This is a genomic window from Parabacteroides sp. Y3-G-102 (genome assembly GCF_023656845.1).
In the GTDB taxonomy this organism is placed as follows: domain Bacteria; phylum Bacteroidota; class Bacteroidia; order Bacteroidales; family Tannerellaceae; genus Parabacteroides; species Parabacteroides distasonis.
Map to the genome: position 1 here is coordinate 107841 of NZ_JAMOKU010000010.1, position 26784 is coordinate 134624.

The following is a 26784-nucleotide window of genomic DNA, read 5'->3' on the forward strand; positions in this document are numbered from 1 at the left end:
AATCCGTTAGCGTGCGTCAAGTAAATAAAACGCTCCCGTAGCTACGATCTCATCACCTACGTTCAAGCCGGATAAAACCACCGTCTTGCCATCTTCAGTAAGGCCGGTCTCGATCTTTTGTTTCCGGTAATCGTTATTCCCCAATTCCACCAATACGTACATATTCTCCTCTTCCTGCAAGATAGCGGAAGTAGGTATACGAATCACCTCCGCCTCACGGTCGCTCAACTTGACCGTGCCGTACATCTCCGGTTTCATCAAACGGGTACTGTTATCGCACTCGATCAAGACCTCCACCGAACGGGTATCGGGGTCCAGCATCTCGCTGATATGATAAATCTTTCCCGATATCGGTTTATCCGGCATGGCTACCAACCGGATTTCCACCTCATCCAAAGCCTGTATTAAACTCAAATCCTTCTCTTTTACATGGGCGACCACCCATACCTTTCTCAAATCGGCGATGACAGCTACAGGCTCGGCGTCCTCTTTCATATATTGCCCGATTACGATCCGATCTTTCACGACCTCACCGGCTATAGGCGAGCGAACGATCAATGGTTGCCCCAAAGCCATTTCATCCGGATTAATCTGAAAGACTTTCAATGCGGCGACCATATTCTCATAGTCTTTTTTCTTTAACTCGTAATTCACCTCGGCCTCTTCCAATTCCTTTTGGACACCAACCTTGTTTTTCATCAAGTCTTTCTCCCGATTCAAGCTTTTCAAGGCCAGTTCCATCTCTTGGCGAGCTTGGTAATAAGATTTCCCCGCCTCATAAACAGCGGGAGCGCTAATCTCGAAGATCGGACTACCCGGGGCCACTTTTTGCCCTAAGCGAACGAACGATTTCGTAATTCGCCCGCTTACCGGTGAAGCCACCTCCGCATAATTAGAAGGAATCGCCTGTACGACCCCCGAGGTGGTAAACTCCATACGGTAAAGTTCCCGTTTAACCGTTTCCTTTGTCAACTTGGATAAAACAGGAGATTCGGAACCGATATGTATAATATCCCCTTTGAGTGTTACGGCATGCGCAGACTCATCCTCTTGCTTTTGGGTATGGCAAGAGCATAGTACTATCGCTGGAAGCAATAGTAAAAATATAGATTTCATATAAGATGCGTAAAATGTTTAGTATAAAAAGTGATTCTAATGCTTGATTCAAATTACTATACCAAACGAGGGAGGCGCACGGGATTCGCCACGCCGCACAAGACGCAAGACAACCTCTTTCTTTAGAAAGACGAGCACTACCATCAAAAGCGCCCAAGCCATAACCAAAGGTAAGTACGGAATTAACTCCATACACAATTCGGTCAGCTCTTCAATCGTATTAAACGCTACTGTACTATGCTCATGATGAGGCAAGCCATCGGCTCCCGGCAGATAGGGATGAGAGTGAGTGATACTATAGTTTAGGAAATGATGCGTATGGGTAAAGGCCGTGCCACCCACGTAGTAACTCATAAAGAGTACTACCAAGAGGGGCCTTAACCACTTCAAGCTACGCATTGTTTTCATTCGCCATCTGTTTACTCCGCAAAGTTATAAAAGAAACTGCCATTTCATTTGCAATAAGTCAAAATTTATTCCTTTATTTGCATACACTGAATAATAAACAGTCATATCAATGAAATAAACACTACTTTATGAGAAAAATCTTACTTGTTTGTGCGGCATTAGCCTGCATGACAGTCTCCCCTGTACCAGCTCAGGACGCTGCCGTAAAAAAAATCATCGAGATGGGTCAGAACGATAATCAAGTGATGCATCAGCTGGATATCCTTACAAACCGCTTTGGCGGACGTTTAATAGGTTCCGACGCTTATGAGAACGCCGCCGAGTGGATGGTGCGTGAGTTTAAGAGTTGGGGACTCGATGTCCAATTAGAAGAGGCCGGTACCGTCCCTGTCGGCTTTAATCGAGGACCTTGGTTCGGACGCTTGTTGAGCGACAACGGAATGATCCTGCATTTCGCCACCCCTTCCTACACTTCCGGAACGAAAGGCGTGCAACGTGGGCATGCGGTGATGGAGCCTCGTAACGACGAGGAGTTCCAGCAAATCAAAGGAAGATTGAATGGTGCTTGGGTTCTTATCTCAGGGAAAAATGTAGGTTGGCCTATCGACCGCTCCGCCTCGGGAGATTCCATTCGTGCGGAGATCAAGAAAGAGAACAACGAGATCATGAAGAAAAACAATGATCTAAGACGCCGCAACTGGGAAAACGGGGAGAAAAACGAGATGTTGCCTTATAAAGAATTCCCCGGATTATATTATAAGGAAATGTGCGAGGCCGGAGCTTTAGGTTTTATCCAATCCTCCACCGTACCTATCCGTGCGTTATACGACCGGAAAATGATGAACGACCCGAATACGAACTTCGACAATCTGCCGGAACTTCCGGATATCAAATTAGACGAGCATCAATTCGCGATCATCGAACAAATGGTGAAAGAGAGACGTACATTCGAACTAGAGTTCGATATTCGTAATCATTTTAAATTAGGCCCGGTTAAATACCATAATGTCGTAGCGTCTATCAAAGGCAGCAAATACCCGGACGAATATGTTATTATCAGCGGTCACCTAGATGCTTTCGACGTGGCTACCGGAGGCATCGATTGCGGTACTGGAATCGGACCGATGATGGAAGCCGCTCGCATGATCGCCAAATCCGGAGCCAAGCCTAAGCGCACGATCTTATTTATCGGATTCGCCGGTGAGGAATTTGGCTTATTAGGAGCACAAGCTTGGGTGAAAGCGCATAAGGATAAATTACCCAAAATCGCTAATTTGTTCAATCGTGACGGTGGCCCGGAACCTCCTGTCGGTATCTCCGTCCCTCAAGCCATGTATGATGATTTCGTGAAGATCAGCGAACCCATCCAAAAAATCCGTCCGGACTATCCTTTCGAGGTAAAAGTTCGTGAACCCCGTAAACGCCCGACACGCATGGGGGGAACAGACGCATCAGTTTTCGCCATCGAAGGTGTCCCCACATTAGGTTTCACCACAGAGGATTTCAAAGGATATGATTTTGATTACGGCGAAATCTGGCATACGGAACGGGATTTATACACAAAGAACATCCCCGAATACCAAGAACATACGGCTACGGTTACCGCTATCATAGCCCTCGGTGTAGCGAATCTGGATAAGCAATTATCAAGAGAAGGTTTATATACCGAAGAGTAGGTCAGCACGATCGCTATTATAAGGAGTTTACAATGCCTATTATAAGCTCCTTATGATGGGCATCATAAAAGACTTACAATGCCCATTATAAGAAATAGAAAAAGGATATGCCCTAATAGACATATCCTTTTCTCATTCTAGGGTGAAAGATGGGGCTCGAACCCACGACCCTCGGAACCACAATCCGATGCTCTAACCAACTGAGCTACTCTCACCATATAAAAAAACCTTTCATTCTTCACAGACGCCTTGGTTCATAAAACCTTGTTTTATTCATAACAAGATTTTTATCTAAAAAACCACAATGGGTGAAAGATGGGGCTCGAACCCACGACCCTCGGAACCACAATCCGATGCTCTAACCAACTGAGCTACTCTCACCATATCCGCCTTTCAAAGGATTCCCCCTTTAAGACGGCGCAAAGATAGGTATAAATTCTGATTACACAAACCTTTTGCGAACTTTTTTATCCATCCACTTACTTATAGATCGCTTTCTTTCCCGCTAACAATGTGTTACGCATCAAAGAAATGATTGTCATAGGCCCTACGCCACCCGGAACCGGAGTGATATAGGAACATTTAGGAGCGACCTCGTTAAACAAGACATCTCCCGTTAACTTAAATCCGCTCTTGGTTACGCTGCTTGGCATACGGGTTGTTCCCACGTCAACGATCACGGCGCCTTCCTTCACCATATCCCCTTTCAAGAATTCAGGAACACCTAAAGCCACGATAATAATATCAGCAGACAAGCACATCTCCTTCAAGTTCTTAGAACGGCTATGGCATACGGTCACCGTACAATCGCCCGGATAAGATTTCTGCATCATCAAGGTAGCCATCGGCTTGCCGACAATATTGCTGCGTCCCAAAACCACGCAATGCTTTCCTTGCGTCTCGATATGATAACGCTTCAATAATTCCAAGATACCGGCAGGCGTAGCCGATACGAAACAAGGCAAACCGATAGACATACGTCCCACGTTAATCGGATGGAAACCGTCCACGTCTTTACGATAATCGATCGCCTCAATCACCTTCTGCTCGGATATATGTTTCGGAAGCGGAAGCTGTACGATAAAGCCATCCACATCCGGATCATTATTTAACTCATCGACCTTACGAAGCAATTCTTCCTCCGTAACATCCTCCTCAAAGCGAATTAAGGTAGACTTAAAACCAATCTCCTGACAAGTCTTGACTTTACTAGCCACATAAGTCTCGCTACCACCGTCATGGCCCACCAAAATAGCAGCCAAGTGAGGGATCTTACCTCCGGCAGCCTTGATCTGGGCTACCTCCTCAGCCATCTCCTTCTTCATCTGAGCGGAAACGGCCTTACCATCCAGCAATTGATAATGTTGTTCTTCCATATTATTGATTATCTCCTGTTAATTAACGTCTGAACGAGGGCTTCATCGAAGGTAGCTTCATCTTCCCCGACTTCGCGGAAGTAAGCATACGCATCATCTTACGGGTCTCATCAAATTGCTTGATCAGCTTGTTTACCTCCTGGATGCTCGTACCGCTACCTTTGGCGATACGCTGACGGCGTGAGCCATTCAAGATAGCCGGGTTGCTGCGCTCATCCGGAGTCATCGAATAAATGATAGCCTCGATACTCTTGAACGCGTTATCATCGATATCCACATCTTTCAATGCCTTTCCTACACCCGGGATCATGGATGCCAACTCTTTCAAGTTACCCATCTTCTTGATCTGTTGGATCTGGGAGATAAAGTCGTTAAAATCGAACTGGTTCTTAGCGATCTTCTTCTGCAAACGTTTCGCTTCTTCCTCGTCATATTGCTCTTGCGCACGTTCCACCAAAGACACGATATCACCCATGCCTAAGATTCGATCCGCCATACGTTCAGGGTGGAAAATATCCAAGGCATCCATCTTCTCGCCCGTACCGACAAACTTAATCGGCTTATCAACAACCGTACGGATCGACAAAGCGGCACCACCACGGGTATCACCATCCAACTTCGTAAGTACGACGCCGTCGAAGTTCAGCCGCTCATTAAATTCCCTCGCGGTATTCACGGCATCCTGACCCGTCATGGCATCTACCACGAACAAGGTCTCATCCGGCTGGATAGCGCTCTTGATAGCGGCGATCTCGTTCATCATCTGCTCATCGATAGCCAAACGACCGGCGGTATCCACGATCACGACGTCATTGCCTTTAGCCCGTGCCTCGCGGATAGCGTTCATAGCGATCTCCACCGGATTCTTATTCTCCAATTCCATGTATACCGGAACACCTACCTGCTCTCCGACTACACGCAACTGCTCGATAGCTGCCGGACGATACACGTCGCAAGCGGCTAATAATGGTTTCTTATTTTTCTTGGTCTTTAATAAAGACGCTAGTTTACCAGTGAAAGTAGTCTTACCCGAACCTTGCAAACCGGACATCAATATAATGGCGGGATTTCCCTGCAAATTCACGTCGACTGCCGTACCTCCCATCAAGCTGGCCAACTCATCGTGAACAATCTTAACCATCAACTGACTAGGCTTAACCGATGTAAGCACGTTCTGTCCTAAAGCCTTCTCTTTTACCGTATCCGTAAAACTCTTGGCAACCTTATAATTGACGTCGGCATCCAACAACGCTTTACGCACATCCTTCAATGTTTCCGCCACATTGATCTCGGTAATCTTGCCTTCGCCCTTCAACAGTTTAAACGATCTGTCTAACCTTTCGCTTAAGTTCTCAAACATAATTCGTATGTGTATTTATATTATTTTCTACTGGATTAAGGGGCAAAGGTACGAAAAAGAGATGAGTATGCGATGAAAGCGATCTCGAAATTCTTCACTTCTCAACGTTTTAGTATACGGATCGAATTAAGAACCGCCAGCAAAGATACGCCTACATCCGCGAAAACAGCTTCCCAAAGCGTGGCAAAACCGAAGGCTCCCGCCACAAGGACTATCACCTTCACGCCAATAGATCCCACGATATTCTGACGGACGATATTCCGGGTAGCACGTCCGATAGAAATAGCTTCCGCTACTTTAGAGGGCTGGTCCGTTTGGATAACCACGTCCGCGCTCTCGATGGCCGCATCCGATCCCAATCCACCCATCGCAATACCGACATCACTTAAAGCCAGTACCGGCGCATCGTTCATCCCATCGCCCACAAAGGCAACCGACTTATCCGGCTCCGCCGTTAATCGCTCTATATAAGCGGCTTTATCCTCCGGCAGCAGATTACCATACGCTTTATCGACACCCAAACGCTCAGCGAATTGATTCACGATCTCTTGCTTATCCCCGGACAACAAGCAAATATCTTTAACATCCAGATCCTTTAACCGACGAATCGCATCCACGGCATCCTTCTTCAAGGTATCCGAAAGGAGAAGATGCCCCGCATATTTCCCATCGATCGCACAAACCACCACGGTAGAAACACTATCGGATAATTCCTTCGGGACAGGAATATCACGTTCGGCCAATAAACGAATGTTACCGACAAGCACCTGCCGACCGTTCACGATAGCCTCGACACCATGCCCTGCCAATTCCCGCATGTCAGTGATTTCCATCGGCACGCTATCTTGTTTTTCCGCATAGCGAACTACAGCCTGCGCTACCGGATGGGTACTTTTCCGCTCTACTGATAACAAAATACTCAAAAGATCAGAAGCCGGGATACCCGTGCTTTCCACCGTTGTGACCTCAAAACGCCCGGTAGTCAATGTACCGGTCTTATCGAACGCTACCGTATTTACCCGTGTGATCGCATCTAAATAATTACCACCCTTAAATAATATCCCGGCACGAGAAGCGGCGCCTATACCACCGAAATATCCGAGCGGAACACTTATAACCAAGGCACAAGGACAAGAAATAACCAAGAAAACCAATCCCCTATATAACCAATCCGAGAAAACATACTGGAAAGAAGGCGTCACCATCCCTACCAAAGCAGGAACCGACACGATTAGAAACGACAGAAGAATCACGATTGGGGTATAAATCCGTGCGAAACGCCGAATAAACAATTCCGCCGGCGCTTTCCGCTCCGAGGCATCTTTCACCAAAGCCAAAATACGGGCCAAGGCACTTTGCTCGTACGGCCGATTCACTTGTATACGTACCGCCTGCCCCTGCACGATCATTCCGGCAAGCACCTCCTCACCCTCACAGATAGAACGAGGCATACTTTCCCCGGTTAATGCCGAGGTATCGAACTGCACCTCGGCTTCCAATAAAACGCCATCCAAAGGCACACGTCCGCCGGGCTTCACCTCGATCCGCTCGCCTACTTTCACATCCTTCGGAGATACATTCATATATGTACCCGTCCGCCATACATCCGTTCGTTCCGGCCGGACATCTAATAAGTCACTGATATTCTTCGAAGCTTTATTCACGGCTAGAAGTTGCAACCTCTCTCCTACCGTATAGAAAAGCATCACGGCTACGGCCTCGGGATACTCCCCAATACAAAACGCCCCGATCGAGGCGATCGCCATTAACGAGAACTCACTAAAAAAGTCTTTCCGCAAAGCCGCTTCCCAAGCTTCTCGCATAACAGGAAGTCCTACCGGCAAAAAAGCGACCAGAAACCAAATAGCCTCTATCCAAGACTCAGCAAACCAACTTATCCCCGAGTACTTCCCGATAAGTCCTATCACCAACAAAACGAAAGAAACCGTCGGCATCCATAAACCGGAACTTCCGTGCGAATGGCAATGTTCACATCCACATGTTGTACTCATAATCTTATCTATTTTAATTATTTACTTCTTGATTACGGTACAAAGGTAAGAGAAGGGAGTTGCAACTTGATTGCAAATTATCAGGGTTTCTGGGAACGTCGCTTATTACACAATGGGCAAACACCCTTTACCGTATAATTAATGGTATCCATTATATATCCTTCCGGCAATTGAGCGACCGGGATCTTGATATTATTTAAACAAGAGGTTTTACGGCATACCTCGCAGAAAAAATGAATATGCCTATCACCCACTGGGCATGTCTCCGAACGGCTCTGGCATATCTCATATTTTATAGAGCCACTACCATCTTCGAAAGAATGGATCGCATGATGTTCCAATAACAAGGCCAATGAACGGGAAATGGTCGATTTATCCAACGTCTCCAACTCCGCCTCCAATTCGAACAGGGAAGCCGGGCTGGTTCGTTCTGATAATTTTTGTAAGACAAGGATCCGTGCGGCAGTAGGCCGTACTCCTTTTCCTACCAACATATCTTCACATTGCTTCGTGGACATGAGTTACCTTTCTTATTTGATTACAATACAAAAATACGAACAATTTCCCAATATTCACAGTTCAAAAAAACACGTACATGTTTTTCAGAATTCACGTACGTGTTTTCGAAAAAAGACGTACGTGTTTTTTCCCCCTCATATACTTATATTCTTTTATTTTGCCAAGAGGCTTTCTTTAAATAGATTACGCTAGCGACGAGCAATCCACTATAGTAAATAGCCTCTGTCAAGAAGCATACGGCTACCGGCAAACGCAAACGCATCCCCGCGACATATACAAAAAGCACATACAGAATCAATACCGCCGCTTCCATAAAAAGCGCAGAACGTGTATTTCCCGTACCCGACACCCCGTTGAACGCCACATTAGCTACCGATCCGATCAATAAAGAACCGACAATCACGTAGACGGATGGAACCGAGGCTGCCACTAATGAAGCGTCATTCGTATAAACAGACACGACCCATCCCGGCATCAAACTGACAATAGCGGCAAACACGACCATAATGCCCAACGATAACTTACAGATCTTCCAGATAGTCGGTATAACTTGATTGATCGCTCCCGCCCCGATACTATTACTCACGAACGTGTTTGTCGTGGTCGCCAAGGAATTAACGGGAATCAACATCACGACGTAAATACTACGTACGATATTCGCCACCGCCAACTCCCGTTGCCCCAAATGCTCCACAGCGATAAAGAACATAAACCAAGTAGCGATAGACAAGAAATATTGCAGCATCGTGAACACAGAAATATCCAGCACCCGTTTCAACAAGCCAAAATCGAAAGAACGAATCTGGTTAAGCGCATATTTACGTATATCTACGGTAAGTCTCGTGTAAACCACGAAAAAGAGAATCGATACCGCCTCGGCTATGACGGAAGCGATAGCCGCCCCTTGAATACCCATCTTTGGGAATCCGGCATGTCCGAAAATCAAAAGATAATCCAGTAAGACATTCGTCATTGCCATCAAGACAGCGTTCAATGTCAACACCTTTGTACGGGTAATACCTATAAAAAGAGCCCGGAACATCACGTTCACGAAAGAGAAGAAGAAGCCAAACACACGCCAATCCAAAAATTCCTCCGTGGCATTCAAGATAGCGTCCGAAGAAATCAATACACGCATCACGTCTCCCGCAAAAAAACGAGAAAACAAGAACAATATAGCAGCCAGCGACAATAGGAAGAAAACGCCTTGTATCATGACAGGCCCTATCTGGTCATAACGTCCCTCTCCGTTTCTACGGCCAATCACGATTTGAGATCCCGTACTAAAACCAAAGGCGATCGTAAAAGCGCAGATATAATAAAGTCCTCCCATAGCGGAAGCCCCCAACTCGACTTCACCAACCCTACCTAGAAAAGCCGTATCAGTCACGTTTATCACGTTTTGCGCCAACAAGCTCAAAAAGATCGGGTAGCTAACATTCCATATATTCCTGTTCGTGTACATAACTCGCTTATTACTTAAATTTATGAAGATAAAAAAAGCCCGCCGCATCCCGACGAGCTTTTCTTATGATTAGAGATCTCTACAAAGCCTAGCGTCTGCTATATCAACTTATTTGTCGCCGTATCGGGAAATACCACGGAAGGCTTGAATGTTTTCGCCTCCTCGAAATCCATCATGGCATACGACATAACGATAATAATATCTCCGGGTTGAGCCTTACGGGCAGCCGCTCCGTTCAAGCAAACCACTCCCGAGCCACGTTCGCCCTTGATAATATACGTCTCAAAACGTTCTCCGTTATTATTATTCACGATCGAGACCTTCTCGTTCGCGATCAAATTAGCGGCGTCCAACAAATCCTCGTCGATAGTGATGCTACCGATATAGTTTAAGTTAGCTTCCGTTACCGTTACCCGGTGAATTTTTGACTTTACTACCTCTATAAACATGTATGACTTATAATTAGTATTTGATATTGTCGATCAAACGTACCTCTCCGCAATATACCGTGATGCAACCTACCGGATAATCGGTATCCGACCAGTTCTTGATAGACTCTAACGTATTGCCATCTACGATCTCGTAATACTCAACTTCCATGACAGGATCACTATTAATCGTATTGACAACATAGTCAATCACTTCTTGTACGCTTTTTCCGGGCACAAAGGTAGTACTTTCTTTTAACGTACGAGCAATTAACGGAGCTTTTTGACGTTGTTCCGGTGTCAAACGGGTATTCCGGCTACTCAAGGCCAAGCCATCGCCCTCACGAACGATCGGACAAGCATTGATCGTTACAGGGATATTCAATTGTTTCACCATCGCCCGGATCACAGCGATCTGCTGGAAATCCTTTTCTCCGAAATAAGCGTTATCCGGCTCCACGATATAGAACAATTTACTTACCACCTGCGCTACACCGTTAAAATGCCCCGGACGCTTAGCGCCTTCCATTACCTCAGATACCGTTCCCAAATCAAACGTACGGGTATCTGGCTCCGGATACATCTCTTCTACAGAGGGAGCGAATACATAGTCACAGCCGGCAGATTCTAATAACACACAATCAGCCTCCAACGTACGGGGATACGTTTCCAAGTCGTGTTTGTCATTAAATTGGGTTGGATTTACAAAAACACTGACTACACATACATCATTGTTTTTCACGCAATGTTGTACCAAGCTAAGATGTCCATTATGCAGTGCTCCCATGGTAGGAACAAAGCCAATTTTCTTATTATCCTGCTTTGCCTCAGCAAGATAAGCCTTCAAATCTTTAATACTATTTACTATTTTCATCAGATAGATGCTTAATTGACGGTGCAAAGCAACTAAATAATTACCGTAAATAAAAGATTTTTCGTATCTTTGTAGCGTCTTTATAAAACTAGTTTACAGAATGGATGCAAAAAAAATCTTGTTTATAGCCCAAGAAATCACTCCCTACCTTCCCGAATCCGAGATCGCGACAATATGTAGAAATTTGCCGCAAGGAATTCAGGAGCGTGGTCGCGAAATCAGGACATTCATGCCAAAATTCGGAAATATCAACGAGCGCCGCAATCAGTTGCACGAGGTTATCCGTCTGTCTGGTATGAATCTTATTATTGACGACACGGACCATCCTCTGATCATTAAGGTAGCATCCATTCAATCGGCCCGGATGCAGGTTTACTTTATTGACAACGAGGATTTCTTCCAACGGAAATCCACGGTTAGCGATGAGAATGGAAATGAGTATGAAGATAATGACGATCGTTCGATCTTCTATGTACGCGGAGTATTGGAAACCGTAAAGAAATTGCGTTGGATTCCTGATGTAATCCATTGCCATGGCTGGATGTCAGCGTTAACGGCTCTTTACATCAAGAGAATGTATGCCGATGACCCGTGCCTGCGTAACGCGAAAATCGTTTATTCGATCTACAACGATGACTTCAAGAACCCGCTAAACAAAGATTTCGCAACAAAACTGAAGGCGGACGGAGCCAAAGAAGCTGACTTGAAGTTAATCAAGGCAGATACAAGTTTTGTGGGCCTAACCAAATTAGCGATTGATTTCGCTGATGGTGTAATCCAAGGTAGCGAGACGATCAATCAAGAAGTCCTTGATTATATCTCTGCCAAGAAAGATACTCCATTCCTTCCCTATCAGTCACCGGAAACTTATATGGACGAGTTCAATAAGTTCTACGACGTGGTATTGGATTCTAACACGAAATAATAAATGTAGTAATGAAAATCAAGCTTTTAATACTTGGACTTGGCCTTGGTGCTAGCATTTTGGCCGGGTGTAATGATGATTTTAGTTCGATAGGAACAAGTATTCAGCCAGGCGACGATACAATTGCGGTATATATGGACACGTTCCAGATACAAGCCACTACGGTGCAATTAGATTCTATTTACGCAAGGTCTACTAGCGCCCAGTTGGGTGAACTCTACGATCCGCTGTATGGTAACCTTGTATCGGATTATATGTGCCAATTCTATTGTCCGAGTGATTTTCAATTTAAGCATACACCTTATGAGGGAAAAATTGATTCGGTGGAATTCAATATATATTATAATGGTTCCAATAAAAACGGTGTATGGGTAGGAGACTCCTTGGCGCCTATGCGTGCGGAGATCTTTAAAATTACAAGTCCGTTACAAAAGAATTTTTATACAAATATTGACCCTAAGCAATATTGCAATATGCAAGAGTCAATGGGTGCTCAAGCTTATACAGCTTATAACACAAGTATATCCGACTCCCTTAGAAACTCTGATGGTTACAGCCCTCATGTAAGCATTAAAATGCCTACTGAGTTCGGACAAAAATTTTATGATGAAACGATTAATAATCCGGGTACATTCAAGAATCAAGAAACTTTCAATGAGTTTTTCCCGGGGCTTTATGTAACAACTACCTTCGGTAGTGGTAATATATTGTCCGTGGCTAGCTCTGTCCTTAAGATATATTATAATTATGCGGTTAAAAGCACAGCAGGAAAAGACTCTTTAATAACCACGTGGGAAGCTTTCTCCGTCACTAAAGAGGTCATTCAGCTAAGTCGTTTCAAAAATACGGATATGAGTCAATTGCTACAACCGAACGACAGCTATGCATTTTTTAAGACTCCTGCCGGCGTTTGTACACGCATCGTTCTTCCGACACAGGAAATTACTCCGATCATGGAAAAACGTATCGTGAATAATTTACCACTAGAGTTAAAAGCGATGCCGCAAGAAGATTGGCAATATGCATTGGCTCCTCCTCCTTATCTATTAATATTGCCAGAGGATTCGGTAAAAAGTTTCTTTGAGGGCAACCAGATAAACAATAATGTAACCTCGTTTTTATCGGAAGCTTACAATGAGACGACTCGCACTTACTCTTTCCCGAATCTCGCCAATTTATTGAAATATCAGATAGAGAAAGATCCGGATAAAGATATGGCGTTACTTATCATACCGGTTGATTGGACTTATACCCAAAGTAACAATTATGGTAGCGTACAAACAATCACAACCGCAATCACGAACTATTTGGCCCCTTCAGGAGTAAAAATACGGAAAGATGAAGAAGTAATGAAAATCGGTATCACTTCATGTAAATATGCCAGATAATAAAAAGTATTCATACAAAAAAAGCGAGAAGAAGAACATCTCGCTTTTTTTATGCACTGTTCCAAAGCAAAAAATAACGGGCCCCCTAAAGGACCCGTCACTCTCCAAAAATAGTCTAGTCAAATCAATTAACGACTTATTTCTTCGCCGCCTTCTTTTTTAATTTATCTAATTCTTTCTGTAGACTCTCGATCTCCTCTCCTTGATTCTTAATCGTAGAAAGCAATGAATTCAATTCCTCATTCTCTATGTTTTCCGGGAATTCCGCATTCACACGAACAATGAAATCGGAAAGAACATTCATATAGTTATTAAATGCGTCATACGGATTATCGTAAGGGCTAAAGCCTCCCTGTCCCATATGCTTTGTACTCATATAATAGAAATGGTCACTGCTCTGCAGATAGTACCAGTCCTGACGGATACGACGAGTCTGAGACAAACGAACACGCTCACCGATCTCGTTAATCTTACGGAATGCTTCCTGCTGCAATACATTTCCTAACCAAGAACTACAATCTCTCTCCTCATCTACCCAAGAGATCGGATAAGGAACGGAGATAGAATCTACCGGCTTGATCAATGTAAATACTTCCGATGGAGTAGAGAAACTAATACCCTTATCTGCGGCAAAGCGAGGCAAAGCCTTGAAGAACTCAAAAATACCGGTTGAAGCTGGATGCAAAGATCCCAGCACCTCATAATTCATAAACAAATTAATGATTTGCTCTGAATCCGGAGTAGCAGCGATCCATGACATATACTTATCGGCTGTCAAAGGATACTCATTCCAACTATAATCACTGAAACGGTTCGATAAATCCTCGCTGAAACGGTCATTCTTCAATAATAAACTCAACTTCGGAGCTACGCAAGAAGAATACATATAGTTCGGACTCTTCCAACCTAAGATATGCTTAGCACCCTCCGTCAACATCCCCTTATAGCCCATCTCAGAAACCATAGCGGAAATATCATCCGAGTAAATCAACTCCGTATTACGGAACACTTTCGGTTTAACCCCGAATAAAGTCTTGATCTTATCTTCTTGTTTCTTTACTTGATGCTTGAACTCCTCCGGATCTCCCAAGGAAGAAAGAGAATGAGCATAAGTCTCAGACAAGAATTCCACATTCCCCGTAGCCGCCAATTCCTTAAAGCTATCGATCACTTCCGGAGTATAAATCTCCATCTGCTCCAACGCTACGCCGGAAATAGAGAACGCTACCTTAAACTTACCACCACTGGTCTTAATCATCTCCAAAATAGTCCGGTTAGCCGGCAAGTAACATTGTTCAGCTATACGATGGATAATCTCCTCATTCTGGAAATCATCGTAATAGTAATGGTCGTTACCTATATCGAAGAAGCGATATCTTTTTAAACGGAACGGCTGATGTATTTGAAAATAAAAGCAGATCGTTTTCATAATATTGTTTGTTTTATTTTTGTCTTGTCGTTAATTTATTTGTTACCTATCACATTGTCGTAAATACGACGAACCTTTTGTCCGGCATACTCCCATTTGATATTATCCACCTCTTTCTTACCTTCCACTTTCAAGAACTCATGCATGGCAGGATAAGTAATAATAGAATACATGGCATCCGCTAACGCCTCAATATCCCAATAATCCACCTTAATCGCATAATCCAAGATCTCGGCGCAACCGGATTGTTTAGAAATGATAGAGGGTACACCACATTGCATGGCTTCCAACGGAGAGATACCAAAAGGCTCGGAAACCGAAGGCATCACATATACATCACTGGCTTTCAACACCTCATAGACCTGCTTACCCTTCATAAATCCAGTAAAGTGGAAACGATCTGAAATATTACGTGCCGCAGCCAAACGAATCATTTGATCCATCATATCACCACTACCAGCCATCACGAAACGTGCATAAGGAGCCTTAGCCAAAACCTTTGCGGCAGCCTCAACGAAATATTCCGGCCCTTTCTGCATCGTGATACGACCTAAGAATGTAATAACCTTATCCTTTACACCCTTTTTATCTGGGATCGCTAAAATCTCAGGACTTAAAGGCTCTACGGCGTTATGTACGGTCGTTACCTTAGAGGGATCTTGATGATATTTCTCAATCACCGTCTGACGAGTCAAATTACTCACCGTTATGATATGGTCTGCATTGTCCATACCATTCTTCTCAATCGCATAGACATCCGGATTCACATTACCGCGACTACGATCGTAATCCGTAGCATGAACATGGATGACCAAAGGCTTACCACTCACATTTTTAGCGTGAATACCCGCCGGATAAGTCAACCAGTCGTGCGCATGGATGATATCATACTCTTCCGTACGAGCGATTACTCCCGCAACGATCGAATAGTTATTGATCTCTTCCAGAAGATTATCCGGATAACGTCCGGAAAACTCAAGGCACCCTAAATCAGTCACATGACGATAACTGAAATCCGCATAAATATGATCCCTGTACTTATAATACTGGTCAGCGTTCATTCCCGCTTTGGAAACCCGTTGCTGCACATATTCACGGTCAACATCCTTCCAAACAATCGGAACTTGGTTGACACCCACTATCTTTAGAAAGCTCTGGTCTTCATCGCCCCAGGGCTTCGGTATACAAAAAGTAATATCCATATCGGGCTGCATTGCCATGCCTCGTGTCAAACCGAAACTGGCCGTTCCTAAACCGCCCAAGATATGAGGAGGAAATTCCCATCCAAACATTAATGCTTTCATAATGGTACTTAGTTTTATTCGGCGTTATACTTCTTCAACAAATCCACAACACGGAGGATAGCCGCAACATTCATCGCAAAAGAGACAGCTCCACGTCCGGTAAACGGTGGGTTACCATCAAACAATTCCGGGATCGTCCCGATACAGTGTAATGACATCTCCTCCTCCAAGCTTATCAACATACGTTCAGCAAAAGCAACGCCACTCTTTCCGAATACACGCAAATAAGCTTCCAAATAGGCGCCTAACAACCACGGCCAAGCAGTACCTTGGTGATAAGCCAAATCTCGTTCATATTGCGGCCCCACATAATACGGGCGATATCCTTCGCTCTTCGGACTCAAGGAACGCAAGCCCTTCGGGGTAAGCAACTCTTTCGTCACGATGTCCACCACGGCACGTTTCTGCATCCTCGTCAATGGGGAATAAGGCAATGCCACAGCGAAAATCATATTAGGCCGTACGCTCCAATCTACCGTAGAACCATTCACGGAATCGAACAAATAATTATACCCGTTCACAAAGGTTTCCGGGAACGATTTATCCATCGACTTGATAATCGGATCAATACCCTCGACAGGTACTCCCCCCATCAATTCCGTATAGAAACAAAGAGCATTATACCAAAGAGCGTTAAATTCCACTATATAACCGGAACGAGTTACGACAGGTTTTCCGTTTACGGTAGAATTCATCCAAGTAATCGCCTTATCTTTTCCATTAGCGAAAAGTAAACCATTCTCCATCAATTTCATATCGGGATGTTTCTGGTCCCGTATATAATCGATAACTTCTTTCACGAAATCGCTGTATAGCTCACGTGCCTTTTCAACGCCCTCATGTTTAGCATACTGTTGGATCGCCCAGATCGCCCATAAAAAGACATCCGGATGCTCGATCTCACGAATCACCGCATCGAAACGCCCATTCGCCATATACGCCCGCATCGCCGGCATCGCCGTATGCATGATCTTCTCAAAACGAACCGGATCATCGATAGACAACGTACTACCCGGAAGAGCTACGAACAAATCTCTCGCACGTACTTTAAACCATGGATAGCCCGCTAATAGATAAGCGTCGTCTTCCTTGGGACGAAAATAAAATTGCTGAGCGGAATTCTTCAAGCAATTGAAGAAGCTAGTACGAGGCGTACGAGCTACGACCTCATTCTCATACAGTGCCTTCAAGCGGGTAGTTGCCACTGCACTATCGCCAGCGCTGAAAATAATAGTCTCCCCTTTTTTGATAGGGACCTCGAAATATCCGGGAACATACAAATCCTCCTGATAAGGATATCCCCTCTCTTGTTCTTTCGGATACTCGATGCCATTGTACCAATACGGCTCATACACAAATTTAACTTTCTTGTTAAATTGCATATACAGTTCCGGATAACCGGGATACATACATGTCTTGATTCCGTTTGTGACTTCCTCGTAAGATTGGTTCACGTTACCATTGGCTTGCGTTAAGTTCTTCACGCTACGGAAAGCAAGGAAAGGACGGAAACGTAAGGTCGTAGCGGAATGAGCATCTTCCAACGTGTACTTGATCATGATACGATTCTCGTACATGGAAAACACTTTCTCTTTCGAGAAGATCACACCTCCTACACGGTAAAGCGTACGAGGTACTGTCTCTGAGCTATACTCGCGGATGTACTTATGTCCCTTGGGGCTGAAATTATCGCCTGCATATTTATGCAACCCAAGATTAAATTCGGCACCATGTTGAATTACCGTCTCATCAAAAGAAGACAGTAACACATGGTTGTCATCATCAATCGCAGGCACAGGCATAACGAGTAGTCCGTGGTATTTCCTGGTATTACAATCAACAACAGTAGTGCAGTGATAGGCTCCCAAACGGTTGGTTCGAAGCACCTCACGAGTCAGCGACTCTTCCAGGTTTATCATTACTGTTTTGTCAAATTTAAGATAACTCATATGTGTATTTGGGTTTTAAGTTACTTTCTTTAATATCAAAATGAAATTATTTTCGTTTCTGAGAATCAAAAGTATTATTTAATAACTAAAAAAACAAACTGTCTTTTATATTTATTTAGAAAAAAAGGCATCCTTCTTCTACGATAAACTTATAGATCAAGGCTTTAAAAAGAAAGGTGCTCTAAAGGAGTGTTTTCAAACATATAAATTTTTGTTAAATCAATCCTATCATCATATTCATCAAAGCTCAAAATCAAGGTACAGCCCCCCGAAAACAAGCCTCGGTTTAGTCATAGGAAATGTTCTATTTTTCATTTTAAATCAATCTGAATATAAAAACAGATGCCTATAACGTTCCTGTGATTAAAATGCCTACCTTTGCGGAAATTTTCAAACAATTTTTAATATGAGGAAGTTATTATATAATGTAGTAATTTTATTAAGCGCAATTCAAATGACACACGCAGCAAATAACCCTTTCTTCGGGAAGTTTAAAACACCGTTCGAGACCCCTCCTTTCGATAAGATCAAGATCGAGCATTATGAGCCCGCTTTCGACGAAGGAATCAAGCAAATGGAAAAAGAGGTGCAAGAGATCGCCAATAACCCGCAACCGGCTACTTTCGAGAATACGGTAGTAGCTCTGGAACGTAGCGGCAAATTATTGGAAACAGTCTCTTCTGTTTTTTTTAATGTATTAGGGGCAGAGGCTAACGACGAGATGATGGAAATCTCGCAACGTGTCTCCCCGAAGTTATCCCAAACCTCCAATAACATCTTCTTAAATGAGAAGCTACTTGCTCGGGTCAAATCAATCTATGATAAAAAAGAACAATTGAACCTTTCTACCGAGGATGCTAAATTGCTGGAAGACCTTTATGAGTCGTTTAAAGCGAATGGGGCTACGTTAAATAAAGATGACAAGGAAAAATACCGCAAGCTAAGTATGGACCTAAGCATGTTAACCTTGCAGTTCGATCAAAACGCCTTGAAAGATAAAAATCGGTTCGAATTACTAATAACGGACGAGAACGAACTATCCGGTTTACCCGAAAGTGCTCGTGACGCAGCGGCCATGTTAGCCAAAAGTAAAGATAAAGACGGATGGTTATTCAATCTCTCGGCTCCGAGTTACATTCCATTCATGCGTTATTCCGACAAGCGTGATTTGCGAGAGAAAATGTATCGTGAATACATGAGCGTAGGAAATAAAGGGGATGAGTTCGACAATAAGGACATTATCAAAAAGATCGTTAATATCCGCCTAGAGATTGCCCAGTTGATGGGATTCAAGAATTACGCCGAATATGCGCTGGAACACACAATGGCTAAAAACTCAGCGAACGTATACAAATTATTGAATCAGTTACTCGAAGCTTATAAACCGATAGCGATCAACGAATACAATGCGGTAGAAGGATTTGCGTTAGGTACAGAGAAAGAGAATATCACCGTTATGCCTTGGGACTGGAGTTATTATTCCGAGAAGTTACGGGATATCCGCTTCAAGGTAAACGACGAGATGACTCGCCCTTATTTCGAGTTAAGCAACGTAAAGAAAGGCGTATTCGGATTAGCTACCCAGCTCTACGGTATCACCTTTAAGGAAAATAAGAAAATCCCGGTTTATCATCCGGAAGTAGACGCTTACGAGGTATACGATGCCGATGGTAAGTTCCTTGCTATCCTTTATACGGATTTCTTCCCTCGTGACGGAAAACAATCCGGCGCTTGGATGAACAATATCAAGGCTCAATACAAAGATAAAGACGGAAAAGATAGCCGTCCTCAGATCGTTATCGTGATGAACTTTACCCGTCCGACAGACACGAAGCCCTCTTTGTTAAGTTTCGACGAGGTGAACACACTCTTGCATGAGTTCGGGCACTCCTTGCACGGCATGCTAGCGCAAGGAACATATTCCAGCCTTTCAGGAACCAGCGTTTATCGTGATTTCGTAGAACTACCTTCCCAGATCATGGAGAACTGGTTGACCGAGAAAGAGTTCTTAGATCAGATCGCCGTTCATTACCAGACCGGAGAGAAAATCCCGCAAGAGATGATACAAAGCTTGGTAAACGCCTCAAACTTCAACGCCGGCTACCTTTGCTGCCGCCAATTAAGCTTTGGCTTGCTGGATATGGCATGGCATACGTTGGAGCAACCTTTCGACGGTGACGTAGCGGCATTCGAGAAAAAAGCTTGGGCTCCGACCGTAATCATGCCGGAAGTACCGGAAGCCTTGATGGGCACAAGCTTCGGACATATCTTCTCCGGAGGATACGCGGCAGGCTATTACGGATATAAATGGGCCGAGGTATTAGACGCCGACGCTTTCTCCGTTTTCAAATCGAAAGGAATCTTCAACAAGGAGGTCGCGAAATCTTTCCGTGACAATATCTTATCCAAAGGTGGTACGGAAGATCCCGCCGTGTTATACAAGCGTTTCCGTGGACAAGAGCCTACGATAGACGCCTTATTAATCCGTAATGGTATTAAGAAGTAATAATTTACCGGGCGATAAGCCCGGTAAATCTAAATAATCACTACCTTTGTGTCTGGATTAAAAGACAAAAGAGTAAACAAATGTGCGAGAAAACAGAAAAACAGCACGAATTAGATAAACGTTACCTGCGAATGGCCGCTATCTGGGCCGAGAATTCGTACTGTAAACGACGCCAAGTGGGCGCATTATTAGTAAAAGATAAAATGATCATATCCGACGGATACAATGGAACACCCGCCGGTTTTGAAAATGTTTGCGAAGACGAGAACAATGTCACCAAGCCTTATGTTCTACATGCGGAGGCTAACGCCATCACAAAAGTGGCAGCCTCATCGAACAGCAGTAAAGGAGCGACCATTTATGTTACCTCCTCCCCTTGCATTGAATGCGCGAAATTAATCATACAATCCGGGATCAAGCGAGTGGTCTATTCCGAGAATTATCGAATAGCGGACGGCTGCGAATTATTGAAGCGTGCCGGTATCATAGTAGATTATATAGATTTGAACGAATAAATAAAACGTTTTTATGGATAAAAACAAAAGACTGACCGTATGGCTCCCGGTTATCATCGCAGCTAGTATCGCTTTAGGTATCTTTATTGGGAACCATTATTTATCTATCAGTCAAGGAAAAAAACGGTCCTACTCCAGCGGCAACAAGATAAATGCCATCTTGGACATTATCGACGAGCAATATGTTGACACGGTTAGCATGTCTAAGTTGGTAGAGAGTACGATCCCGAAAATATTCAGTGAATTAGACCCTCATTCTGTATATATCCCCGCGGAAGACGCTTCCGTGGTGAATGAGGAGCTGGAAGGTTCTTTCAGTGGTATTGGCGTATCATTTAATATGCAAACCGATACGATCCTAGTGATTAGCGTAATTAGCGGCGGTCCCGCAGAGAAAGCAGGTTTACTGCCCTTCGACCGGATCATCTCGATCAATGATTCTATTTTTTCCGGAAAGAAAAAGAACCAAGGAGAGATCATGAAGACACTTCGGGGCGCAAAGAACAGTACGGTGAAACTAGGCGTACAGCGAGGGAATTCTCCTGAGTTGCTCTATTTTGACGTAACCCGTGGAGATGTCCCTGTTAATTCGGTCGATGTTTCTTATGAGGCGGCTAAAGGTATAGGTTACATCAAGGTTAGCAAATTCGCCCGGAATACTTATAATGAGTTCATCACGGCGATCGCCAAGCTGAAACAAGCGGGCTGTACCTCTTTCGTGATCGACTTACGGGGTAATACCGGCGGATATATGGATGCCGCTATCAATATGATTAACGAGTTTATGCCGGAAGGACGCTTGATCGTCTACACGGAAGGTAAGTCGTTCCCCCGTTCCGACGTATACGCGAACGGAACCGGAACTTGTAAAGACGCCCCAATCGTAGTATTGACCGATGAGATCTCGGCTTCCGCCAGTGAAATATTCTCCGGAGCGATTCAAGATAACGACCGTGGTACGATTATCGGACGAAGAACGTATGGCAAAGGTCTGGTACAAACTCAAATGTCATTGAGCGACGGTTCAGAAATGCGATTGACCATCGCTCGTTATTACACGCCGTCCGGTCGCTGCATCCAGAAGAAATATGAGATGGGTAATACGGACGCTTACGACCAAGATATCTATAACCGATATATGCACGGCGAGTTTGACTCGGCCGATAGTATCAAGATGGATGATTCCTTAAAATACCAGACCGTAGGCGGACGTACCGTATACGGCGGGGGCGGTATCATGCCAGATATCTTTATCCCTCGTGATACGAGTGGCGTTACCTCTTACTACTCTAATGTGGTAAATAGCGGCGTGCTTTACCTGTATGCGCTCGAGTACTCAGACCGCCATCGGGAGAAACTAGGCTCATTCAAGACTTGGGAGGAATTATATAATTACTTGCAGCAACAACCGCTCCTTTCCGATTTCGTGAACTTCGCGGCTACCAAGGGCATCAAGAGACGTCCCACATTAATTAATATATCCGGCAAGTTAATCGAGAACCAATTGCAAGCGTATATCGTAAGGAATTTCTTCGACGAGGCGGGCTTCTACCCCATTTTCCTAAAAGATGACGTTACCTTATTACGTGCGATCAAGATCTTGCAAGAGGGAAAATCCGTGCCGAATGCGGAACTATTAAAACAATCAGCGAATGGAGACTTACACAGCCAAGCAGGCCCTACGAAAAGATATGGCCTCTCGAAAGAAAGAATATTCGAGGATTACCTTGTGCGAGCTATCGGATAAGATCATGAACCACTTGGAACAGACGGAACTGTTCCAAGCGGCTTCTTGTATCGCCCTTTATCACGCTATAGCGGGAGAAGTGCAGACCGCCGGCTTTATCGAGAAATGGTACCAAAAGAAAAAGCTTCTGTTGCCCTTGATCGTTGGTGATGATTTGAGATTGCTTCTTTACGAAGGACCGGAATCCTTAAAACCCGGACCTTTCGGGATATTAGAGCCTAAGGCGGACGGCATAGAAGTTCCAAAGAATGAGATCGACTTGATTATCGTGCCCGGAGTCGCCTTTGATAAAGACAAGAACCGCATGGGACGAGGAAGGGGATTCTACGACCGCCTTCTTTCCACGCTCAACGCTCCCAAGGTTGGCATATGCTTCGGGTTCCAGATGATACCGCAAGTCCCGGTAGAGCCACTCGACAAGAAAATGGATTACGTAATAACAGAAGACACCATCTATTGATCTCTCCGCAGAATATATACTTACTGGGTCAAGCCATATATACTTACCGGGACTGGGCAGTATATGTTACTTGACCCAGTAAGTAATATTGCGAATGGTAAAGCCACACTCAATGAAAAACGATATTGGTAATGACCGAGGCACCCGCGTAATCATTCAAGCTTTTCACCAACCGTTCCCGGCAAAGCGTCAACTCGCTACGAAGTACGGAGGAAGTCAATGAGACATGAAGCACCTTATCACGTACATATATATTACGTGTGTACTGCATGATCGTAGGCCCTAAAACTTCTCCCCACGCACGTTGGACCCGGATCTCCATCATTTTCTCGTACAACTCGGTATTATCCTCGAAAAAGTCACGAAGCACCTCACCCAATGTCTGTGTATTTCTTCTCTGCATCCTTATTCCTCCATAGGTTGTACCTCGCCACGTTCCACACGGAAGAGGGCATAGTCATGATTCATAGCCAATAAGATCTCATCCAGATACTTCCGGTTCGTATCCGTAATAAAAATCTGCCCGAAGCCATTCTCGCTGACCAGTTTGATGATCTGCTCCACACGGCTAGCGTCCAGCTTATCAAAAATATCATCCAACAGCAAGATAGGTGTAGTCTGTCCCCGTTTATTTAGGAAAGCGAACTGAGCGAGTTTCAAGGCGATCAGATACGTCTTATTCTGTCCTTGCGAACCAACCCGGCGAATCAGGTACCCGCCCAACGTCATTTCCAGCTCATCCTTATGGATACCGGAAGAGGTATAGCCCAATATACGATCCCGTTCCCGGCTCATCGCCAATTTACCGGCAAGCTCCGTTTCCTCCAATTGCGAGATATAATGTAGCCCTACCTCCTCGGCAGAGCCGCAGATCGTCTGGTAGTACTCATTAAAGATCGGGGTAAAATCCTCCACCAGTTTTTTCCGCTTCTCGTAAACGATTTGGCCGTACATACCCAGCTGCATCTCCAATACCTCATAAAGAGAGGCATCCATGCTCTGATCTTTCAGCAACGTATTCCGTTGGAGCAACGCTTTATTATATTGGATAAGCGCATGCAGATAAGGCTTGTCCTGCTGCGAGATGATTAAGTCCAGAAAACGGCGTCGCTCATCGCTTCCCCCCCGGATCAAGTCGGCATCAGCCGGAGAGACCATGACCAACGGTAATAGGCCGATATGCTCGGACAGCTTGTCGTACTCCTTCTTATTCCGTTTGAACTGTTTGCGTTGCCTACGCCGCATGGCACAGAAAATCTCCTCCTCACGTCCCTCATAATCATAGTTACCCTGCACCACGCAAAGATCTTGATCACTGTTTATTATCTGGCTATCAGGCGTATTGACATGACTCTTGCAAAACGAGAGATAATGAATAGCATCCAATAGATTCGTCTTCCCCATCCCGTTATTGCCGAAAAAGCAATTCATCTTGGGCGAGAAAATAACCTCGGACTGAAGTATATTTTTGTAATTGAGAACAGAAAGCTTCTTTAGTATCATCTAAACCGTATTAATCGTACAAAATTAAAAAATATACTTCTAAGTATAGATTATATCAGCAAAAAAAACTACTTTTGCGCTTTGAATCGCCAACCGTATGGTATGGCTTAAAATCAGCGATAAAATTAATAAATAACTATAACACATTATGGCTACTAAAGAAAAGGACACCAACAAGGAGTTAGAAGTAGAAGAGATTGTCTCCAAATCGGAGCAATTCATTGAAAACAATTCAAAGAAGATTATTTACGGTATAATAGCTGTCGCACTCGTTGTTGGAGCTGTTTTGGGAATCAAGCATGGTTATTTAGTTCCTCTGGAGAAAAAAGCCGCCGCCGCCATGTTCAAGGGCGAGCAATACTTCGCCAGAGATTCTTTCGCCTTGGCTTTAAACGGCAATGGAGCTGACTATGAAGGTTTCGAGGCTATCATCGACCAATATGGAAGCACGGACGCCGGAAACTTGGCGAAGGCTTACGCAGGTATCTGTTACTACAAGATGGGCGATACACAGAAGGCGCTCGATTTATTGAAATCTTTCAGCGGAAAGGACCAAATGGTATCTCCGGCGGTTACAGGCTTGATCGGTGATTGCTACGTGAACATGGGTAATACGAAAGAAGGAATCAGCTATTTCGAGAAAGCCGCTAAGGAGGCCGACAACGAGGTAATCAGCCCGATTTACTTGAAGAAGGCCGGTATCGCTTACGAGAACTTGAAAGAGTATGACAAGGCTGTAAAGGCTTACACGACTATCAAGGACAAGTATTACACTTCCATGGAGGCATCCGATATCGATAAGTATATCACCCGTGCTTCGGCAGGAAAATAAATAAACAGTATATTATATAGTATAACAGAGGATGTCTCGGTCAAACAAGGCATCCTCTTCTTTTAAAGAGACAAGTATGGCTACAGCTTATCAGAATTTATCCGAGTACGACTTCAACAGCGTACCTGATGCTTCAGAGATGAACATCGGCATCGTAGTTGCTGAATGGAACAAGAACATTACCGAGAAGTTATTGGAAGGTGCTTGCAACACGCTTGAAAAGCACGGGGTGAAACCGGAGAACATCGTAGTTAAACGAGTTCCGGGTAGTTTTGAACTGACTTTTGGAGCCAAAAGATTGGCCGAGACTAAAGAATTAGACGCTGTGATCGTTCTGGGATGCGTCGTAAGAGGCGATACGCCACATTTTGATTACGTTTGTTCCGGCGTTACGCAAGGCATTACAGAATTGAATTTAATGTACGATATTCCTTTCATTTTCGGCCTGTTAACTACCGACACCATGCAGCAATCCGAGGATCGTGCGGGAGGTAGATATGGCAATAAAGGGGACGAGGCAGCGGTTACCGCAATAAAAATGGTAAATTTTTCTGCCTAAACGCTTGCAGGTTTCAAAATAAATCGTACCTTTGCACTGCAATTAAGAACAAGGGGGCAGTTACCAGAGTGGCCAAATGGGGCTGACTGTAACTCAGCTGGCTTTCGCCTTCGGTGGTTCGAATCCATCACTGCCCACCTTTTTAATTCGCAACATATTATTGCGGAAGTAGCTCAGTTGATAGAGCATTAGCCTTCCAAGCTGAGGGTCGCGGGTTTGAGCCCCGTCTTCCGCTCTAGGAAAAGAGGAAAATTGAAAGGTTTTCCTCTTTTTTTATATCCTCGTATTACTATATATCCGGGATAATGTCGGCTCACCCGATAAACCTGGGGGATTAAGCATACAGCTTTGTAAGTCTGAAAAGAAAGAATTTTATATCCGTTACTCCTCTTAAAGCAGCTCTAAACGCCTTAATTTTAGCATTAAAAGACTC

The 26784-nt window shown here is 44.4% G+C and carries 23 protein-coding genes and 4 tRNA genes; 11 read left to right on the forward strand and 16 right to left on the reverse strand.

What is annotated here, in order from left to right:
• Positions 1-6: 6 nt before the first annotated feature.
• Positions 7-1116, reverse strand: a complete 1110-nt coding sequence (locus NBH16_RS06925; protein ID WP_250788279.1) for an efflux RND transporter periplasmic adaptor subunit — start codon at positions 1114-1116, stop codon at positions 7-9.
• Between the two features lie 48 nt (positions 1117-1164).
• The gene (locus tag NBH16_RS06930) at positions 1165-1524 is read right to left on the reverse strand and encodes a DUF8478 family putative metalloprotein (protein ID WP_005861714.1); all 360 of its coding nucleotides are present in this window, start codon (positions 1522-1524) and stop codon (positions 1165-1167) included.
• A gap of 128 nt (positions 1525-1652) precedes the next feature.
• On the opposite strand from NBH16_RS06930, the gene NBH16_RS06935 reads away from it, so the two are divergent.
• Positions 1653-3200, forward strand: coding sequence for a M28 family metallopeptidase (locus NBH16_RS06935; protein WP_005865866.1), 1548 nt, complete (start codon positions 1653-1655; stop codon positions 3198-3200).
• 141 nt (positions 3201-3341) lie between these two features.
• On the opposite strand, the gene NBH16_RS06940 is transcribed toward NBH16_RS06935, so the two are convergent.
• The 9 genes from NBH16_RS06940 to panC all read right to left on the reverse strand — a co-directional run bounded on the left by NBH16_RS06940 (position 3342) and on the right by panC (position 11234).
• Positions 3342-3415, reverse strand: a tRNA-His gene (locus tag NBH16_RS06940).
• Between the two features lie 92 nt (positions 3416-3507).
• Positions 3508-3581 (reverse strand) — tRNA-His (locus tag NBH16_RS06945).
• A gap of 98 nt (positions 3582-3679) precedes the next feature.
• Complete coding sequence (folD, locus tag NBH16_RS06950; RefSeq protein ID WP_005865864.1) at positions 3680-4576, reverse strand: bifunctional methylenetetrahydrofolate dehydrogenase/methenyltetrahydrofolate cyclohydrolase FolD; 897 nt, start codon at positions 4574-4576, stop codon at positions 3680-3682.
• A gap of 22 nt (positions 4577-4598) precedes the next feature.
• Positions 4599-5936, reverse strand: coding sequence for a signal recognition particle protein (gene ffh / locus NBH16_RS06955; RefSeq protein ID WP_005861632.1), 1338 nt, complete (start codon positions 5934-5936; stop codon positions 4599-4601).
• Positions 5937-6037: 101 nt separating this feature from the next.
• Complete coding sequence (locus NBH16_RS06960; RefSeq protein WP_250788281.1) at positions 6038-7948, reverse strand: heavy metal translocating P-type ATPase; 1911 nt, start codon at positions 7946-7948, stop codon at positions 6038-6040.
• 80 nt (positions 7949-8028) lie between these two features.
• A complete protein-coding gene (locus NBH16_RS06965) occupies positions 8029-8466 on the reverse strand; it encodes a Fur family transcriptional regulator (protein WP_008774104.1) in 438 nt (145 codons plus the stop codon).
• Positions 8467-8609: 143 nt separating this feature from the next.
• On the reverse strand, positions 8610-9932 hold the full coding sequence (locus NBH16_RS06970) for an MATE family efflux transporter (RefSeq protein ID WP_008774105.1): 1323 nt from the start codon (positions 9930-9932) through the stop codon (positions 8610-8612).
• Between the two features lie 98 nt (positions 9933-10030).
• On the reverse strand, positions 10031-10381 hold the full coding sequence (gene panD, locus NBH16_RS06975) for an aspartate 1-decarboxylase (RefSeq protein ID WP_005861624.1): 351 nt from the start codon (positions 10379-10381) through the stop codon (positions 10031-10033).
• Positions 10382-10394: 13 nt separating this feature from the next.
• Positions 10395-11234 (reverse strand): pantoate--beta-alanine ligase, encoded by an 840-nt coding sequence (gene panC, locus NBH16_RS06980; RefSeq protein WP_005861622.1) that lies wholly within the window; start codon positions 11232-11234, stop codon positions 10395-10397.
• 100 nt (positions 11235-11334) lie between these two features.
• Here panC and NBH16_RS06985 point away from each other — a divergent pair, with 100 nt between their 5' ends.
• Together NBH16_RS06985 and NBH16_RS06990 are read left to right on the forward strand one after the other, a co-directional pair.
• Positions 11335-12159: a glycogen/starch synthase gene (locus NBH16_RS06985; RefSeq protein WP_005861620.1), complete on the forward strand. Its 825-nt coding sequence runs from the start codon at positions 11335-11337 to the stop codon at positions 12157-12159.
• An 11-nt stretch (positions 12160-12170) separates the two neighbouring features.
• Positions 12171-13547 carry a DUF4270 domain-containing protein gene (locus tag NBH16_RS06990; protein ID WP_250788283.1) on the forward strand — a complete coding sequence of 459 codons (1377 nt, stop codon included), beginning with the start codon at positions 12171-12173 and terminating at the stop codon, positions 13545-13547.
• Between the two features lie 136 nt (positions 13548-13683).
• On the opposite strand, the gene NBH16_RS06995 is transcribed toward NBH16_RS06990, so the two are convergent.
• The 3 genes from NBH16_RS06995 to NBH16_RS07005 are packed head-to-tail and all read right to left on the reverse strand — an operon-like array spanning position 13684 to position 18229.
• Positions 13684-14976, reverse strand: a complete 1293-nt coding sequence (locus NBH16_RS06995; protein ID WP_005861616.1) for a glycoside hydrolase family 57 protein — start codon at positions 14974-14976, stop codon at positions 13684-13686.
• A 35-nt stretch (positions 14977-15011) separates the two neighbouring features.
• Positions 15012-16280 (reverse strand): glycosyltransferase, encoded by a 1269-nt coding sequence (locus tag NBH16_RS07000; protein WP_005865850.1) that lies wholly within the window; start codon positions 16278-16280, stop codon positions 15012-15014.
• 14 nt (positions 16281-16294) lie between these two features.
• Positions 16295-18229, reverse strand: coding sequence for a glycogen debranching enzyme N-terminal domain-containing protein (locus NBH16_RS07005; protein ID WP_250788285.1), 1935 nt, complete (start codon positions 18227-18229; stop codon positions 16295-16297).
• A 406-nt stretch (positions 18230-18635) separates the two neighbouring features.
• On the opposite strand from NBH16_RS07005, the gene NBH16_RS07010 reads away from it, so the two are divergent.
• From NBH16_RS07010 to NBH16_RS07025, 4 genes are all read left to right on the forward strand, one after another.
• Complete coding sequence (locus tag NBH16_RS07010; RefSeq protein WP_008778037.1) at positions 18636-20735, forward strand: M3 family metallopeptidase; 2100 nt, start codon at positions 18636-18638, stop codon at positions 20733-20735.
• 80 nt (positions 20736-20815) lie between these two features.
• Entirely contained in the window at positions 20816-21250 is a 435-nt protein-coding gene (locus NBH16_RS07015) for a deoxycytidylate deaminase (protein WP_008778036.1), read from the forward strand.
• A gap of 13 nt (positions 21251-21263) precedes the next feature.
• Positions 21264-22997, forward strand: a complete 1734-nt coding sequence (locus tag NBH16_RS07020; RefSeq protein WP_005865846.1) for a S41 family peptidase — start codon at positions 21264-21266, stop codon at positions 22995-22997.
• Positions 22942-23457: a 5-formyltetrahydrofolate cyclo-ligase gene (locus tag NBH16_RS07025; protein ID WP_005865844.1), complete on the forward strand. Its 516-nt coding sequence runs from the start codon at positions 22942-22944 to the stop codon at positions 23455-23457. The genes NBH16_RS07020 and NBH16_RS07025 overlap by 56 nt, the downstream gene beginning before the upstream one ends.
• A gap of 109 nt (positions 23458-23566) precedes the next feature.
• Here NBH16_RS07025 and NBH16_RS07030 read toward each other — a convergent pair whose 3' ends face one another.
• Both NBH16_RS07030 and recF read right to left on the reverse strand, forming a co-directional pair.
• Positions 23567-23860, reverse strand: coding sequence for a DciA family protein (locus tag NBH16_RS07030; protein WP_005865842.1), 294 nt, complete (start codon positions 23858-23860; stop codon positions 23567-23569).
• Positions 23861-23862: 2 nt separating this feature from the next.
• Positions 23863-24960, reverse strand: a complete 1098-nt coding sequence (gene recF / locus NBH16_RS07035; protein ID WP_005861599.1) for a DNA replication/repair protein RecF — start codon at positions 24958-24960, stop codon at positions 23863-23865.
• Positions 24961-25108: 148 nt separating this feature from the next.
• On the opposite strand from recF, the gene NBH16_RS07040 reads away from it, so the two are divergent.
• From NBH16_RS07040 to NBH16_RS07055, 4 genes are all read left to right on the forward strand, one after another.
• A complete protein-coding gene (locus tag NBH16_RS07040) occupies positions 25109-25792 on the forward strand; it encodes a tetratricopeptide repeat protein (RefSeq protein WP_005865840.1) in 684 nt (227 codons plus the stop codon).
• Positions 25793-25868: 76 nt separating this feature from the next.
• The gene (gene ribH, locus NBH16_RS07045; protein WP_008774114.1) at positions 25869-26351 is read left to right on the forward strand and encodes a 6,7-dimethyl-8-ribityllumazine synthase; all 483 of its coding nucleotides are present in this window, start codon (positions 25869-25871) and stop codon (positions 26349-26351) included.
• 54 nt (positions 26352-26405) lie between these two features.
• A tRNA-Tyr gene (locus tag NBH16_RS07050) sits at positions 26406-26488 on the forward strand.
• Positions 26489-26513: 25 nt separating this feature from the next.
• A tRNA-Gly gene (locus NBH16_RS07055) sits at positions 26514-26586 on the forward strand.
• The last annotated feature ends 198 nt before the right edge of the window (positions 26587-26784 follow it).

What these genes read in the sequence shown, in the direction of transcription:
- NBH16_RS06925 (WP_250788279.1), bottom strand. Translation starts at nt 1,116, where the DNA reads ATGAAATCTATATTTTTACTATTGCTTCCAGCGATAGTACTATGCTCT.
- NBH16_RS06930 (WP_005861714.1), bottom strand. Translation starts at nt 1,524, where the DNA reads ATGAAAACAATGCGTAGCTTGAAGTGGTTAAGGCCCCTCTTGGTAGTA.
- NBH16_RS06935 (WP_005865866.1), top strand. Translation starts at nt 1,653, where the DNA reads ATGAGAAAAATCTTACTTGTTTGTGCGGCATTAGCCTGCATGACAGTC.
- folD (WP_005865864.1), bottom strand. Translation starts at nt 4,576, where the DNA reads ATGGAAGAACAACATTATCAATTGCTGGATGGTAAGGCCGTTTCCGCT.
- ffh (WP_005861632.1), bottom strand. Translation starts at nt 5,936, where the DNA reads ATGTTTGAGAACTTAAGCGAAAGGTTAGACAGATCGTTTAAACTGTTG.
- NBH16_RS06960 (WP_250788281.1), bottom strand. Translation starts at nt 7,948, where the DNA reads ATGAGTACAACATGTGGATGTGAACATTGCCATTCGCACGGAAGTTCC.
- NBH16_RS06965 (WP_008774104.1), bottom strand. Translation starts at nt 8,466, where the DNA reads ATGTCCACGAAGCAATGTGAAGATATGTTGGTAGGAAAAGGAGTACGG.
- NBH16_RS06970 (WP_008774105.1), bottom strand. Translation starts at nt 9,932, where the DNA reads ATGTACACGAACAGGAATATATGGAATGTTAGCTACCCGATCTTTTTG.
- panD (WP_005861624.1), bottom strand. Translation starts at nt 10,381, where the DNA reads ATGTTTATAGAGGTAGTAAAGTCAAAAATTCACCGGGTAACGGTAACG.
- panC (WP_005861622.1), bottom strand. Translation starts at nt 11,234, where the DNA reads ATGAAAATAGTAAATAGTATTAAAGATTTGAAGGCTTATCTTGCTGAG.
- NBH16_RS06985 (WP_005861620.1), top strand. Translation starts at nt 11,335, where the DNA reads ATGGATGCAAAAAAAATCTTGTTTATAGCCCAAGAAATCACTCCCTAC.
- NBH16_RS06990 (WP_250788283.1), top strand. Translation starts at nt 12,171, where the DNA reads ATGAAAATCAAGCTTTTAATACTTGGACTTGGCCTTGGTGCTAGCATT.
- NBH16_RS06995 (WP_005861616.1), bottom strand. Translation starts at nt 14,976, where the DNA reads ATGAAAACGATCTGCTTTTATTTTCAAATACATCAGCCGTTCCGTTTA.
- NBH16_RS07000 (WP_005865850.1), bottom strand. Translation starts at nt 16,280, where the DNA reads ATGAAAGCATTAATGTTTGGATGGGAATTTCCTCCTCATATCTTGGGC.
- NBH16_RS07005 (WP_250788285.1), bottom strand. Translation starts at nt 18,229, where the DNA reads ATGAGTTATCTTAAATTTGACAAAACAGTAATGATAAACCTGGAAGAG.
- NBH16_RS07010 (WP_008778037.1), top strand. Translation starts at nt 18,636, where the DNA reads ATGAGGAAGTTATTATATAATGTAGTAATTTTATTAAGCGCAATTCAA.
- NBH16_RS07015 (WP_008778036.1), top strand. Translation starts at nt 20,816, where the DNA reads ATGTGCGAGAAAACAGAAAAACAGCACGAATTAGATAAACGTTACCTG.
- NBH16_RS07020 (WP_005865846.1), top strand. Translation starts at nt 21,264, where the DNA reads ATGGATAAAAACAAAAGACTGACCGTATGGCTCCCGGTTATCATCGCA.
- NBH16_RS07025 (WP_005865844.1), top strand. Translation starts at nt 22,942, where the DNA reads ATGGCCTCTCGAAAGAAAGAATATTCGAGGATTACCTTGTGCGAGCTA.
- NBH16_RS07030 (WP_005865842.1), bottom strand. Translation starts at nt 23,860, where the DNA reads ATGCAGAGAAGAAATACACAGACATTGGGTGAGGTGCTTCGTGACTTT.
- recF (WP_005861599.1), bottom strand. Translation starts at nt 24,960, where the DNA reads ATGATACTAAAGAAGCTTTCTGTTCTCAATTACAAAAATATACTTCAG.
- NBH16_RS07040 (WP_005865840.1), top strand. Translation starts at nt 25,109, where the DNA reads ATGGCTACTAAAGAAAAGGACACCAACAAGGAGTTAGAAGTAGAAGAG.
- ribH (WP_008774114.1), top strand. Translation starts at nt 25,869, where the DNA reads ATGGCTACAGCTTATCAGAATTTATCCGAGTACGACTTCAACAGCGTA.